Source organism: Leptospira semungkisensis (genome assembly GCF_004770055.1).
GTDB classification, from domain to species: Bacteria; Spirochaetota; Leptospiria; order Leptospirales; family Leptospiraceae; genus Leptospira_B; species Leptospira_B semungkisensis.
The window spans coordinates 832,546-846,304 of sequence record NZ_RQEP01000005.1 but is presented as its reverse complement, the minus strand read 5'-3'; the positions used below and the strand labels follow the sequence as shown (position 1 = coordinate 846,304).

Annotated in this window: 12 protein-coding genes; 7 read left to right on the top strand and 5 right to left on the bottom strand. The window is 43.0% G+C overall.

The genetic code is table 11. The annotated features are described in order from the left end of the window. Window positions 1-34: 34 nt before the first annotated feature. The 4 genes from EHO59_RS04035 to EHO59_RS04020 all read right to left on the bottom strand — a co-directional run bounded on the left by EHO59_RS04035 (window position 35) and on the right by EHO59_RS04020 (window position 4,001). Window positions 35-877 carry a DUF455 family protein gene (locus EHO59_RS04035; protein ID WP_135584982.1) on the bottom strand — a complete coding sequence of 281 codons (843 nt, stop codon included), beginning with the start codon at window positions 875-877 and terminating at the stop codon, window positions 35-37. A 12-nt stretch (window positions 878-889) separates the two neighbouring features. Beyond that, a complete protein-coding gene (locus EHO59_RS04030) occupies window positions 890-1,477 on the bottom strand; it encodes an ATP-binding protein (protein WP_210413020.1) in 588 nt (195 codons plus the stop codon). Window positions 1,478-1,552: 75 nt separating this feature from the next. Beyond that, window positions 1,553-3,112 (bottom strand): glutamate--tRNA ligase, encoded by a 1,560-nt coding sequence (gene gltX / locus EHO59_RS04025; RefSeq protein WP_135584978.1) that lies wholly within the window; start codon window positions 3,110-3,112, stop codon window positions 1,553-1,555. Then, window positions 3,099-4,001: an LIC_13346 family putative lipoprotein gene (locus EHO59_RS04020; protein ID WP_246052645.1), complete on the bottom strand. Its 903-nt coding sequence runs from the start codon at window positions 3,999-4,001 to the stop codon at window positions 3,099-3,101. The genes gltX and EHO59_RS04020 overlap by 14 nt, the downstream gene beginning before the upstream one ends. A 276-nt stretch (window positions 4,002-4,277) precedes the next feature. Between EHO59_RS04020 and EHO59_RS04015 the strand changes: the two genes are divergently transcribed. After that, window positions 4,278-5,663 carry a DNA gyrase subunit A gene (locus EHO59_RS04015; protein WP_135584974.1) on the top strand — a complete coding sequence of 462 codons (1,386 nt, stop codon included), beginning with the start codon at window positions 4,278-4,280 and terminating at the stop codon, window positions 5,661-5,663. After that, window positions 5,660-7,804 (top strand): toprim domain-containing protein, encoded by a 2,145-nt coding sequence (locus EHO59_RS04010; protein WP_135584972.1) that lies wholly within the window; start codon window positions 5,660-5,662, stop codon window positions 7,802-7,804. Before EHO59_RS04015 ends, EHO59_RS04010 begins: the two co-directional genes overlap by 4 nt. Window positions 7,805-7,859: 55 nt before the next feature. Here the strand turns inward: EHO59_RS04010 and EHO59_RS04005 are convergent, their stop codons facing one another. Next, on the bottom strand, window positions 7,860-9,200 hold the full coding sequence (locus tag EHO59_RS04005; RefSeq protein WP_135584970.1) for a flavin monoamine oxidase family protein: 1,341 nt from the start codon (window positions 9,198-9,200) through the stop codon (window positions 7,860-7,862). Between the two features lie 481 nt (window positions 9,201-9,681). Between EHO59_RS04005 and EHO59_RS04000 the strand changes: the two genes are divergently transcribed. The 5 genes from EHO59_RS04000 to EHO59_RS03980 are packed head-to-tail and all read left to right on the top strand — an operon-like array spanning window position 9,682 to window position 13,728. Beyond that, window positions 9,682-10,263, top strand: a complete 582-nt coding sequence (locus EHO59_RS04000; RefSeq protein ID WP_210413019.1) for an LIC13354 family exoprotein — start codon at window positions 9,682-9,684, stop codon at window positions 10,261-10,263. 27 nt (window positions 10,264-10,290) lie between these two features. Further along, the gene (locus tag EHO59_RS03995; RefSeq protein WP_135584968.1) at window positions 10,291-11,157 is read left to right on the top strand and encodes an LIC_13355 family lipoprotein; all 867 of its coding nucleotides are present in this window, start codon (window positions 10,291-10,293) and stop codon (window positions 11,155-11,157) included. Window positions 11,158-11,184: 27 nt separating this feature from the next. Then, window positions 11,185-12,228 carry a nicotinate-nucleotide--dimethylbenzimidazole phosphoribosyltransferase gene (gene cobT, locus EHO59_RS03990; RefSeq protein ID WP_135584966.1) on the top strand — a complete coding sequence of 348 codons (1,044 nt, stop codon included), beginning with the start codon at window positions 11,185-11,187 and terminating at the stop codon, window positions 12,226-12,228. Window positions 12,229-12,283: 55 nt separating this feature from the next. Continuing rightward, window positions 12,284-13,096 (top strand): adenosylcobinamide-GDP ribazoletransferase, encoded by an 813-nt coding sequence (locus tag EHO59_RS03985; protein ID WP_135584964.1) that lies wholly within the window; start codon window positions 12,284-12,286, stop codon window positions 13,094-13,096. Next, entirely contained in the window at window positions 13,081-13,728 is a 648-nt protein-coding gene (locus tag EHO59_RS03980) for a histidine phosphatase family protein (protein ID WP_135584962.1), read from the top strand. The genes EHO59_RS03985 and EHO59_RS03980 overlap by 16 nt, the downstream gene beginning before the upstream one ends. Window positions 13,729-13,759 lie beyond the last annotated feature (31 nt).

The following is a 13,759-nucleotide window of genomic DNA, read 5'->3' as shown; positions in this document are numbered from 1 at the left end:
TTCTAAGAAAAGCTTATGTCCATCTATTTCCAACCTAGGACTCAGTCCTTAAGCCGAGCACCGACTGAGCAATCCTGGCATTCGTAGTACCCTCGTAATCGTCTTGGTACGAGCCCAATCGATCGGCAAACTCTATCGAAAGCCCCGCTCTAGTCCTAAGTTCAGGAAAATAAAAGAAACCCTTTGCTCTCCTAGGAGTGAACGGATGAGCCAACAGTTCTTTGTATTTTTCCCACTGGTCCTCATCGGAAACTCCTTCCGAAAATACCACCTTGGCTCCTCTCTTTACATGGCGGATCTCGTCCTTATGAACGATCTCCATGATCTCAGATCGTTGGATATCTTCGAATTTTTCAAAAGCCTTTTGATAGATCAGAGAAAAATCCAGATTTGCTCCTTCGAAGGTAAGAGCCATAATCGCATAGAATTTCTGAAGACTCTGCATGTTCGGGATCTGCTTCCAAAAAATATAATTCAAAGGGCGATCACCAAGATCCATTCCCCAAGCTCGGATCGAATCCAGATACAACCGAAGATGTTTTTGTTCTTCTAAGATCGTTTTGTACAGACTCTTTCGAACGGAAGCAGGAGCATCTTGGAATCTCAAAATTCCCCAAGCAAATAACTCCACTGCCATTAACTCATGATTCGCAAAATGATGAAGGGAAAGAACTCGATTCTCTTCTAGATTCAGATGCTCTACTCGAGGCATCTTAGACTTCTTATCCGAAAAAGAGATCTTAGTAGAACGTTCCGGCTTAATAGGAGGAATATAATTCGGCCAAATAATATCCTCAGGCATTCTTTCAGGAGAATAGAGTTTATCTTCCAGTTTCCCGGAACCGATCAGAAAGGCAGCAAATTCGTTTAGAGTCACAAGAGGAGAAGATTAGACTGGATGCTTTTTAGAATCGAAGGCGAGTTCAATGATGGATCCTCGGATACTTTTATCATTTGGGTCGGAGGAAATTCTTCCTTCCTTACAATGATACATGATCTTGACCGAGTCCATCAGAGATTGCATGATGAGTAGTCCCTTACCCAAGTTCCTATGTTGCGTAGGAGTTCCTCTCAATGGAAGAAGTTCACACTTTGCATCTTGGTAAGTCTTCACCTTCTTTAAGAAATCCTGCAATGTAGAAGGTTTGGTCTCCGTTATTTGCGCTTCAATCTTCTCCTTCTTAAGTCCGGAGCCGTAATCCACGATCCAAAGAGTAAACTTGGATCCTTTTACGACCCATCTGCAGATGATAGTCTCATCGGAGCTAGAGTTAAAGTTAGCCGAAATTGAATTAGTGAGGGCCTCGTCTGCGGCCAATTCGATTTGCTGAATGTCCTTAGAAAGAAACGTATTCTCTTCCAGCGATTGACGAAGAGCTTTTCGGAAGTCTCTTATGCTGGCCAGATCAGGGGGAAGGAACATAACGTACGAACCCGAATGTTGCCTAACCAAAAGTGAATCGGCGGTTTCCCTCATGTCTGTCGGACTGTCCCTGTACTAGTAATACAGACTGGAAGGGGGGTTTTGCAACAAAAAACCCCCAAAAAAACTTCAGGGTAGGGAAATTCCTACTTGTACTGATGTTTTCTCTATTCGTTTGAGTAGCTTTTCCTTCCCTAAGAGAGGGAAAAGGATCGGTAGTTCCAGTCCATGAGCCTTACCGGTAGCTGACACTCGTATTGGCATGAAAAGAGTCTTTCCTTTCTGCCCGGTTGTCTCTCCCGTTTGGGCCATCAAACCTTTATAATCTTCATCGGTTTTTGGTTCCGATTTCTGTAATAAGCTATAAAAAGTTTCGATCACTTTCGGAGAAGATTCTTGGCCTAGAATTTCTTTTGCTTCTCCATCTTCTACTTTTAGTTCGGAGACAAAAAATTCTGCGATATAATCGGGAGCTTGTCTGAGATTATCTAGATACACTCTTACGCTATCCACTATAGAGCGTAGCTCAGCGCTCTTAGGATCCCTGTATTCTGCAGGAATATCGTTTCGATTTACTATAAAGGGAGCTAACGCTTCTGCTACCGTCTCGATAGGAAGTTCTCGAATGTATTTGTTTGATAGCCAATTTAATTTGGACTTAGGATTCATTGCTTCCGCAATCTGATCCAAGCTGGAGAAATTGGTTGCGACCTCTTCGTCTCCTTTCGGTTTTTTGAATACGTCGAAAGTAGAAGGAGACTTGGAACAACGATGCACATCGAATGTCTTTTTCAGAATATCACCTGGCAAGAACTCTTGTCCATCAGGTGAGGTCCATCCAAGCAATGCCATATAATTCAAGAATGTTTCCGGCAAGTACCCAAGATCACGGAACGCTAGAATAGAAGTAGCCCCTGCCCGCTTGGATAATTTTTTTCCGTCCATTCCCACGATCTCAGAAGCGTGAGCAAACTCTGGAACAGGAAAGCCTAATGCTTCATAGATTAGGATCTGACGAGGAGTATTGGAAAGATGTCCTACACCTCGGATCACGTGAGAGATCTTCATCAGTCCGTCATCCACAACTACTGCATAATTATAAGAAGGAAATCCGTCCGACTTAACGATGATGAAATCGCCGATCAACTTCGTCTCGAATTTTACTTTTCCTTGGATGATATCATCAAAGATGAGAGTTTTAGATGGAGTTTTGAAACGAACAGAATAAGGAGTTCCTGCTTTCAGTTTTTCCTGAACTTCTGCTTCGCTCATGTTTGCGTGCAATCCATCGTAAACATAAGGCACACCCATTGCCTCGGCTTGCTTCTTCTTAGCCTCTAACTCTTCTTGAGTGCAGAAACAACGGTATGCTTTTCCTTCTGAGATAAGCTTCTCCGTGTATTCCTTATAAATGGAGATCCTTTCGGATTGAATATATGGACCATGTGGACCGCCAGCTCCAGGACCCTCGTCCCATTCTATCCCCAACCATTTCAAGGATTCGAGAATAGTCTTAAAAGACTCTTCGGTGGATCTAGTTTGATCGGTATCTTCTATTCTTAATAAAAACTTTCCGCCTTGGGCTTTTGCGTATAAGTAATTGAAAAGAGCGGTTCTTGCGCCGCCCACATGAAGGAAACCCGTAGGAGAAGGTGCGAACCTGGTTCTAACTTCCTTATTTTCTGGCATTGTCGTAATCTTTCAAGAGGATGATTGGATAGTTCCTCAGATCGGCTCTTGCGGTAAACGGATTATTGGCGTTTGCATCGTAAAAATGGGTCGATAGCAATTCTTCCTTATCTGTCCGTTTGCGGTTCAATATATTCTTAGAAGCGAGAAGATCTTCTGGAAGGATTCCCCAGGCCCAGCGAACATCCCCTTCCTCCTTAAAGATCCACACGGGCAATCCATCTTGGGTAAATGGAAGATAACGAAAGATCTGATTTCTATAATCGTAATCCGCATAAGGGAAACTGAGCCCGAGAGGATGAGTATAATCTGTAGAAAGACTACTTCTTCTATTTCTAATATTCTCCCAGCTCAAAGTGAAATCTTTTCCGAGAGAACGATACTCTCGAGCAACCCAAGCAATCCCTTCCGGAAGAAAATCAAATACGATTCCCCAATCAGAAACGGTAAGATACTTAGGAGAATAAGCTGCTATCCCATGATTCATCGAATCACCTTCCCAACTCCAACTGGAAACAGATTGAGGAAGAAAAGAAACTGTCTTAGGATTCTCCGCATCTCCTTGTTCTAAGCGAGTCGATCCAGTATAGATGGATGCCTTGAAGCTAAGTTTAGGAAAATACATCCCTTTAGGAAGAGCGCCTTGGAATTCTTCCTTGGTTTCCCAGAGATCTACTTCTCCGTTCCAAACTTTTTCCCGATTCGGAAGAGTTTGAATCACTAGATAGCGCAGATGACCAGGTTGATTTCTATACGACTCGGAATTCTGAGGAACAGAACTTAGGTTCCAAAAGATCCGAGTGCTAGGCAGATCCTTAGGAGATAAGGTTTTATTTCCTCCCAATCCGGAAAGAAGAGTACAAGACTCTAACTGAAGAAGGCAGAGCAAGATCCCTATTGAAGAGCTTGCTGAAAAATGAAAACGAGACTTTAGTTCCAAGAATACACAGCCGGAAAAGGGGATTTCTTGAAAAACTCTACGTTTTCGGTCGAATCTTCAAGGAAAAACCGGGAAATTTTCTTTCCTTATCGGCGTTTCCCAATGAGAAAGTAAGAAAGACTGTGATTTGGTCTGTCACATCATAAAAAGAATGTACAGATTCGACCAATACTTTAAAAGGTTGACAGTAAAACCGTCCTAAAATCCTTTGGCAATAAAAGTCCTATGAAAGATTCCAATAAATCAGGCAAAGAGAACTTCCCAAAAGTAGCTTTTGAGGATCAGGTCAACGACGATCAGAGGAAATATTCCCGCTACGTCTGCGATTCTAGAGCAATTCCTCACGAAATCGACGGCCTGAAGCCTGTTCAAAGACGAATTCTTTGGGCAATGTGGAATTCAGACGCGAGAAACAGATATACTAAGACCGTAAAAGTCGCCGGTCTCGCGATGGGATATCACCCTCACGGAGACCGTTCCATCCAAGATGCCCTTTCCCAGATGGCTCAGGACTTTACGTTCGCAAACAATCATCCTTTAGTTGCTGGCGAAGGAACCTTCGGAGACGTTTTGGATCCGAGTGCGATCGCTTCTCCTCGTTATACAGAGGTAAAACTTTCGGACTTCGTAAAGGATCTGGGATTTTTTGAAAGTTTGCCTGATATCGATTACGTAAAAAATTACGACGAGACTGAAGACGAACCGATTCACTTCGTAGGAAAAGTACCTATCGTTCTATTGAACAATATTATGGGAATTGCAACAGGTTTCCGCTGTTTCATTCCGGGCCATAAACTTTCCGCAATCATCAATTCGCAAGTCAACTATCTCAAGACTAAGAAACCTCTTCCTTTAAAGCCTTGGTATAAGGATTATAAAGGCGAAGTGAAGATGGCCAAAACCGAAGCGGGCAATATCACCATGACCACAACCTTCGGTTTCACTTGGGAAGGCGATACTCTGTATCTTACAGACTCACCTATGAACTGGAATAGAGAGAAGGTGATCAATCTTCTAGATGATATTCTGGAAAGAAAGGATTCTTGGTTGAAAGACTATGTGGATCATTCTAGCCAAACCTTCCGTATAGAATTGAATTATAAGAAGGGAGAAAAACCTAGCGCGAAAGAAATCGCGGCGGTGATCTCTAAAGAAGATACTCAAACTCTCGCAAATAACGTAATCACTTTTGACGGACGTTTAAAGAACTTCGGTCCCGAAGAGATCATCAAACGATTCTGCGATTTTCGTAAAACACACTTGATCCGTAGATTCAAACGTCTTGCAGGTCTGGAAGAAGAAAAGATCGCAAGAAACTCCGAATTGATTCGCTTCATCAAAGAAAAGTGGAACGAAAAAGTGATCGGTATCAAGTCCAAGAAGGATTTTGAAGAAAAACTTCAAAAGGCAAAATTCGTCTATTATGAATGGCTCGCTTCCATCCCGATCTATCGGATGACCTTGGACGAAGTCCGCAAATGTGAAGAAGCCATCGTTGAAGCTAAGACTGCGCTTGCGAGATACCAAGGCTTAGTCAAAGAAGATAAAAAATTAACCGAATTCATGATCGGGGAATTAACCGAACTCAAGGATAAATGGGATAAGGAATGAGTACTGCCAAAACCAAGACCGAAAAGAAGCCCGCAGCATCTAGCGAGCGGAACTTCAAAAAACTCTCCAACGTTGAACACGTAAGGATGAGGACCGGAATGTGGTTGGGACAAAACTCTGCATCCACATTCGAGCAGCATTTTTTCCGTAAGAATAGCGACTCAATGTACGAGATCGTACACGAAGAATTGGAAGATGTTCCTGCAAAGTTAAAGTGTTTGGACGAGGCTTGCATGAACGCGGTTGACGAATACCGCAAGAACCAAAAGGACAAATCCATTCCTGAAAAGGATAAGATGTCCAAGCTGATCATACAGCTTTCTTCCGATAAAAAAACGGTTACTGTTGCAGATAACGGACGTGGGATCCCTGCAAAGAACGCAGAAGGTGTTTATCTCCATTTGATGTATGGAGAAAACTTTGACGATCACGTCAAACAAGATCATGTGGCGGGACAAAACGGAGTCGGTATCTCTCTCGTAAGAATGGTTTCTTCCTATTTCAAGGTTAAGACTACCAACGACGGAGTTACTTTCAAAAAGCTATTCTCTCTTCACGAAGACGCAAAGAAACAAATACGTTCTTATAAGCTCTCTAAAGAAGATACTGAAAGAGTTTTCTTATACTTCGACGAGCACGGAAAATTCGAGGACTGTCCTATTCTTACAAAAGATCAAATCGATAAACTTCAACCTATTTGCAAAAAAACGAATATGATCGAAGCGATCGAAAAAGGAACTAAAGAAGATCACGGAACTTCTGTCGAGTTCGAGCTGAGTCCGAAATATTTCAATAATCTGGATGTTTCCTTCAACGTAGACTTGATGAAGCAATATTTACAAGATATCGCTATGACTAACCCAGGTCTCGAAGTGCAATTCGTACATAAGGGTAAAAAAGATAAGTACAAGTTCAAGAAAGGATTAGAAGAAATTTTTTCTCACTCCGAACTTACCTATTATAAAATGGATTACCATGCTCCGGCCGCAGGAACTCAGCTTCACTTAGAAGCGTATTTGGTGATCGGTCAGAACAAAAACCTTACCTGGGTAAACTCCATCTTTGCTCCTCAAGGTGGCTCAGCGATCGAGTATCTGGAAAATAGACTCTGCGACGAGATCCGTAAAAAAAGCCAGATCGTTTCCTTAGAGAAAAAACTCAAGACCAGCTGTACTCGTAACGACGTGAGGAACTGCTTCCACATGTATGTGAACATGAGGCTCTTGAATCCTCGTTTTAAGTCTCAGGATAAATCCTATCTCATCAATGACTTGAACGAAGACATTCGAAACGCAGTCGACAAGCATCTGGATAAATTCATCAAGAAAACAGGTCTCTTAGAAGAAGTAAAACTTCAGATGGAAAAGAGAACTCAGCTTAAAGCATTCGAAGACGCGCAACGTGGTCTGAAAAAAGCAAGTAAGATGAATATTCCTAAACTCATGCCTCCGACCGGAAAATCGGGAGATGCTGGTAGAGTATTATTCGTGGCTGAGGGAGATTCGGCGATTGCGGGTCTTCGTCCTGCTCGAAATCCTAAATTGCACGGTTTGTTTCCTTTGAGAGGAAAGCCTATGAACTGCAAAGGGGTTTCTCTTGCAAAGGCAATCGCTAACGAAGAGTTAAAGAATATCGTTGCGATCCTTGGGCTTCCTTTGGACCAAAAAGTAAAATCCATCGAAGAACTGAATTATGAAAAAGTAAGTATCATCACAGATGCAGATTTTGATGGATATGCGATCCGATCCTTGATGCTTTCTTTCTTTTATGAGTATTGGCCTGAATTATTCGAGCTTGGACTAATCCATATTTCCAGCGCACCTCTTTACGAAGTGGATGTGAAAATGGGAGATGCAAAGAAAGCCGAGACGATCTTCTGCATCGACGACAAAGACTATGATGTATTGATCAAGAGGGTCGAAAAATCAGGCGGTCAGGTGCTTCGTAAGAAACGTAACAAGGGTCTCGGAGAAACCGGCAAAGAAGCCATGAAGTTCGCGGTGGATGAATGTATGACCAAGATCACCATCGGGAATAAGAAAGAGGCTTCTAAGATCCAAAATCTTTGGTTCCACAAAGACTTTGCAGAACAAAGAAGAGATGCGATCTCTGAATACGCAATGAGCGTGATCGAAGATTAAGATCTATCTTACGATTTCTTGAATAAAAAAGCCCGGACTTCCGGGCTTTTTTATTTTAAACTAAATTTACCGCTCGGATCGCGGAGCTCAGAGCAGCTTCAATTGTTCCGGTAATTTCGCCAGTATGCTCTCCTGCAAAGAGGATACGATCGAATGGCTTTCTCAAAATGATTTCAGATCCGAAACTTCCCGGAGGAAAGATAGCAATTCCATTAGGAATGAATTCTCCCCTGAATTCTGTGGAGTAGATCTTTTGGATCTGTAGATCATTTTTTAGTCCCAATCTACTTAAGGTTAATCGAATATACTCTACCTTTTGGTCTTGGTTAGCGGAATCAAATACGGAAAATCTGTCTCCGTTCGCTATGATCCCAAGCACTTTATCAGAAGAGTCTTGCTTACTGCCTGCATCATATAAGAACTGAGCGGCAGCATCCGAGTGAACTGAAAACGGAGTGGATTCCCAAGGAGCTTCTTTTAAAACCAAGAACGTCTTGAAGATCTGAGAATATCTTACCCTAAGAGCAGCCAGTAATTTTTCTTTATCCAGACCCGGATTCCATTTTACCTTCGAGATCTGGTTCACAGGCAATGTACAAATGCAATTAGATCCTGTAATCTTTCTTCCAGAAGATGTAGTCACAGTAACTCCATTTGCATCCTGGTCCACGGAAACTACCGGATCCGAAAATACAAATTCAGTATTCTCGATACGTAATACTAGATTCTTAGCCAAGTTCTCCATTCCACCTTCCAAACGACTATTTCGTTTCGGAAATTGGGCGAGATCCCCCAGCACCTTCTCCGCAGAAAGAACGCGAATACTATCTCCATAATGTAAAGATAATTTATGACCTAATAATACTAGATCTTCTGGAGAAATTCCTTGGTATAAAAGATAGTTATATATGCTAATGCGGTCTAGTTCCTGCTGCTGGGTAGTATTCAGTTTTGAATTTTGAGCGACTAATTTATTCAATGTTTCTTGGGATTCAGCGCTCATATCCCAGGTTCCTGCTTTCTTATAAGTTCCGAGAAATAAATCCGGTTGTAAAGGAGCAGATTGTAGTTTCAATCCGAGTTCTCTCACAAGACTGCGAACCGTTTTATCTTCTGAAGAAACCCATTCTCCTCCAAGGTCTACCACGTTGCCGGATGGATCGGTTACGGATCGAACTCTTCCTCCCACTCTATCAGTGGCTTCGATCAAAGTTACTTTGCTTCCTGTCTTACCTAATAAATAAGCAGAGTATAAACCAGCGAGACCTCCGCCTAAAACGATGACTCGTTTTCCGCTGTTAGCAACTTGTGATTTTAATTCTCCCTTTCGAGTTCCTAGTAGTGCTGCTGCCGTTAAGACTCCGGCTTTTAAAAAAGTAGATCGACTGAATTTCATCTTATGTCCTCAGGAGAGTCTTTCAAAATGAATCCTCTACTTCTATTTTCGGTCATTTGGAAAGATCTTTCTCTCACTTTTTAGGAAACCTTTCTGTTAGAAAACGGTCCAGGTTTTTGCCTTGCCAAGGAAAGTGTGAAACCAAAACCTGGTAATACGCTTTCAGGGAGGAAGTCGGGTGTAAAAATCCCGCGCTGACCCGCAACTGTGATGTCCATCGTAGATGGAATGAGCCAGATCTTCCCCGCGATACAATAAACCTCGAGGTTGGGGAGTATCGTAAATCTCGCCTATCAGCGCATTCGCGCTTCTGCGAGGGGGCCCCGAAAGCGAATGTCGGGGCTCTCGAACGGAAAAAGTAGATATCTCGCTCAAAAAACGATTCGATCAAAAGGCTTTTATATAGCCGATGTCGGATAACGTGTGCTATATTGCGAATCTCACTTTTCTCCCGGATTCCGACAGAAATCAGGAGAATCAAATGAAAAAAATCACTAACTCATTCAAGATGATATCGATCTTGATTGTTCTTTCCCTTTTCAATGCAGGATGTTTTGAACCTAATAGTTCGGACAATTCAAGTGAAAACGTTCTTGGATTAGTTGCCTTAAGCACAATGAATCCGATCTCAGGAAATTATTCCGCTTATAACGGAACTCCTGATTTTCCTGGAGATTCGTACAGTGCAGACGGATCTCAAATCACAGGCGAATTGGCAATGTCGAATACGCTAGTCGCACAAACATTTATCGATGCGACTTATGGAAACAGTTATCTCTACGGGATCATCAAAGAGATCAACGTTGCTAAACAAGTTGTATATGTTCAGTTCAGAGCGGACTCAAGTTATTCGCAAGGCGACTTTGCTTGGTATAGATGGACGAATAACGGTGGTTATTTGTATCTTTGTCCGGATCTTTCGGGAGTCTCTTCTCAAACGACTTTAGCTTCTGCCAAGGCGGACGATTTAGATACGTATTCAGATCCTACGAATATCAATGCCGGATGCGGATTGAATAGCGGCTTTAGTCCGACCTTCTGGACCAGATTGCAGAAAAACTAATACGAATCAAGAGAACGAGGAGTAGATATGAAGAGTCTTAGAATCATTGTTTCCTGTGTTTCCCTGACTTTGGTCCTGCAAAATTGCGGAGGCTCAAGTGGTGGTGGAGATGCAGAAGCGGCGGCGTTCGCCCTTATCGGAAACATATCCGGATCTTCATATATCAGTCCTTGTGATACTTTAACTCCGGAAACAGGTAGAGGCGTTTTTGTCGCAGACGAACTCGTCTCTGCTCCCGGAAGTACTGGAATCGGATATAAGAATGCGAATTGTGCCAAGGATGGAATCCGCGGACAAGGAGAGTTCAACGGTTCTTTGGATGTTTATACCATGGGTGCTTCTGGATCAGGGGCTTCGATTATTCTTGGTTGGTCTGGTGGGAAGGTGCAGCCTTCTACCGGGATCGACTTTATCGTGTATGAGAATCCTTTCTTTATCGGAGTTCAAAACAATTCGAATCCGTTCAATGCCGTTTTTATGGAGCCATTGATCATTGAAGTCGGGAACGATCAGACAAATTGGTGTGGTTGGAACCCAGCGTATACCAACGCCGATCCGAATACATTCGTCAATAATCCTACCTATTGGAATCGCTTTGCAGGAATCACTCCTGTGGCCTATAACCAAGATACAAATCCTATGACAGTTGCTGAGGTCTTCGATACCGATATCGTAAACGGTGGTGGCGGTGGGGACGGTTTTGATCTGGCTGATTCGAACTTCGGATCTAGCGGAACCGGTTGCGATAGCACTTTAAAGAATGATATCCAGGCTAACGGTTTTACTTATATCAAGATTTCCGCAGCTAAGACGATTCTTTCCACTCTTCCTATAGATAGCGCCCATTCGAATCCGGACATAGATGGAGTCGTAGCAAAATCAGTAAGTCCTTAATTAAAAAATCTTAATATGTGAAAAAATGTGATTAGACCAAAAGAAGTACGCCAATTGAATTTAGACAAAACATTACGCCATAAAATCGATACAAAAACGAAACCTCTCGGTGCCTTAGGCAAGTTAGAAGACATTGCTTACAGAATCGGGACAATTCAAAATACCATAGAACCCGTCTTGCAAGACCCTCACCTTTTAGTCTTTGCAGGAGATCATGGCTTAGCAGATTCGGGAGTTTCTGCCTATCCTAAGGAAGTTACCTATCAAATGGTATTGAACTTTCTTTACGGTGGAGCCGCAATCAACGTATTTTGCAAACAGCATGATATTCGTTTGCTCGTAGTAGACGCCGGAGTAGCCGGAAATTTCGAGCAAACTCATCCTAATTTTATTCCCGCAAAAATTGCATCAGGAACTCGTAATATTCTAAACGAACCTGCAATGACAAGAGAAGAATGCGAAGAAGCTATCCGAATCGGTGGTGAGATCGCAAAGACCAAGGTCCCTTCTTCTTGCAATGTGATCGGTTTCGGTGAAATGGGAATCGGTAACACTTCTAGTGCTTCCTTGCTTGCATCCGTATTCTTGGATCGCAGTGCGGAGGAATTGGCGGGAAGAGGAACCGGCTTGGACGACCAAGCGCTTTCTCGCAAGAAACTGATCTTAAGCCAATGCAGAGAAAAACATCCGGTCAACGCAAAGGACCCGATCGAAGTGCTTTCCAAATTTGGAGGTTTCGAAATTGCAATGATGTGCGGAGCTATGTTGGCTTCTTACAAGGAAAACCGTTTGATACTAGTAGATGGTTTTATTGCAAGCTCCGCATTCTTAACCGCTTTCATGATCGATCCTAAGATCGTTCGCAACGCAGTCTTCGCTCATCGTTCTTCCGAACAAGGTCATAGACTGATCTTAGAATTCTTTGACGCCGATCCAATACTGGATTTAGGTCTTCGCTTGGGAGAAGGAACCGGATGCGCTTTAGCCTATCCGATCTTAGCGTCTTCCTTAGCGTTTTTGAGAGAGATGGCGAGTTTCGAATCAGCGGGAGTTTCCGAGAAAAAGGAGTGATGCGAGAAGAAATTCTCGCTGCCTGAATCTCCGGGAAGTTTAATCTCGGATCTGCATGCTCGGACTCATTCGAAAAGAACTGATTATTTTCCTTTCTTCGGTAAGATACAATACTCGAATCGTTGTGCCCGGTTGGGTGGAACATTCCGAAGAATATCTTGCTTCTTCTTCCCGGTACTTTCCGTTCGTAGGATGGATCGTTGCTTTTCTCTCGAGCCTGGTTCTTTGGTTCGCAAATCTTTCTTTGCCTTGGGAAGTAAGTGTCGTACTATCTATGGCCGCTTCCGTTTTAATCACGGGAGCGTTCCACGAAGACGGATTCACCGATGTATGTGATGGGTTCGGTGGAGGATGGACCAAGACTAAGATCTTAGATATTATGAAGGATAGTAGGATCGGCGCGTTCGGTACGATCGGGATTATTCTAGTCCTTCTTCTGAAATTCACCTGCTATAGATCGATGAGCGGACTCTCCATTGAGATCTTGTTCATTACAATTTTTGCATCTCATTCTTCTAGTAGATTCTGGGCACTTTTGATGACTAAGGCCATTCCTTACGCAAGGGAAGATGAACTTTCCAAGGCAAAGCCTATAGTAAAGAATATGAAGACTTCGAACGTGCTCATCGGGGCGGTATGGGGATTTCTACCGTGGTTCGGATTCTTTTATCTTTCCAGCTTGCCTTCTAAATTAGTGCTGGGATTTATCCTATTTCCATTCTTACTCCAATCCTTCGGGTTCTTATATCTTCGCAACTTCTACAAGAGATGGTTAGAAGGTTATACAGGAGATTGTCTGGGAGCTGTGCAACAGGTAACTGAAATCCTTTATCTGATCGGAATCCTTTCGGCATGGAAATCATTTTAGTACGTCATACGACACCGGAAGTCGAACCTGGTACTTGCTATGGAAAAACGGATCTTGGCCTCCCTTCTAGCTTTGAGAAGGAAGCGGAGGACGTCCTAAGACTGTTGCCTTCTCAAGTTCATTCCATCCGTACGAGCCCATTGTTTCGTTGCTATAGCCTTGCCGAATTCATCAGCAAGAGAATGGAATCTTCTTCCTTTTCTCCTGCTTGGAAGGTAGACGAAAGAATCCAAGAACTCAATTTCGGAGATTGGGAAGGACGCTTGTGGGAAGAAATTCCAAGATCCGAAACGGAACCTTGGATGGAAGATTACGTAAATCGAAGACCTCCCTCAGGAGAAACATACCAAGAACTCCAAACGAGAATCTTAGGATCCTGGTCCGATTCCTTGCAAGAAGGAAGAAGCTGGGAGAAACTCAAAAAAGAAGAAGGAGAGGCCTCCGAATACAAGGAAATCTGGGTCAGTCATGGAGGCCCAATACGATGTGCAGCGGCGTCTGCCTTAGGACTTCCTTTAGAGAACTCATTTCGATTAGTCTTGGAGTATGGCTCGGTTTCTTGCGTGCGAGTTCGCTTCGGAGAAGATGGATCTTATCCTCAGCTTTCGTATTGGAATCGAAAGACAACATAAGAACCCCGAACCCGACATAACTAGAATCCAG

What these genes read in the sequence shown, in the direction of transcription:
- EHO59_RS03980 (WP_135584962.1), top strand. Translation starts at nt 13,081, where the DNA reads ATGGAAATCATTTTAGTACGTCATACGACACCGGAAGTCGAACCTGGT.
- EHO59_RS03985 (WP_135584964.1), top strand. Translation starts at nt 12,284, where the DNA reads ATGCTCGGACTCATTCGAAAAGAACTGATTATTTTCCTTTCTTCGGTA.
- gltX (WP_135584978.1), bottom strand. Translation starts at nt 3,112, where the DNA reads ATGCCAGAAAATAAGGAAGTTAGAACCAGGTTCGCACCTTCTCCTACG.
- EHO59_RS04015 (WP_135584974.1), top strand. Translation starts at nt 4,278, where the DNA reads ATGAAAGATTCCAATAAATCAGGCAAAGAGAACTTCCCAAAAGTAGCT.
- EHO59_RS04010 (WP_135584972.1), top strand. Translation starts at nt 5,660, where the DNA reads ATGAGTACTGCCAAAACCAAGACCGAAAAGAAGCCCGCAGCATCTAGC.
- EHO59_RS03995 (WP_135584968.1), top strand. Translation starts at nt 10,291, where the DNA reads ATGAAGAGTCTTAGAATCATTGTTTCCTGTGTTTCCCTGACTTTGGTC.
- EHO59_RS04005 (WP_135584970.1), bottom strand. Translation starts at nt 9,200, where the DNA reads ATGAAATTCAGTCGATCTACTTTTTTAAAAGCCGGAGTCTTAACGGCA.
- EHO59_RS04030 (WP_210413020.1), bottom strand. Translation starts at nt 1,477, where the DNA reads ATGAGGGAAACCGCCGATTCACTTTTGGTTAGGCAACATTCGGGTTCG.
- EHO59_RS04000 (WP_210413019.1), top strand. Translation starts at nt 9,682, where the DNA reads ATGAAAAAAATCACTAACTCATTCAAGATGATATCGATCTTGATTGTT.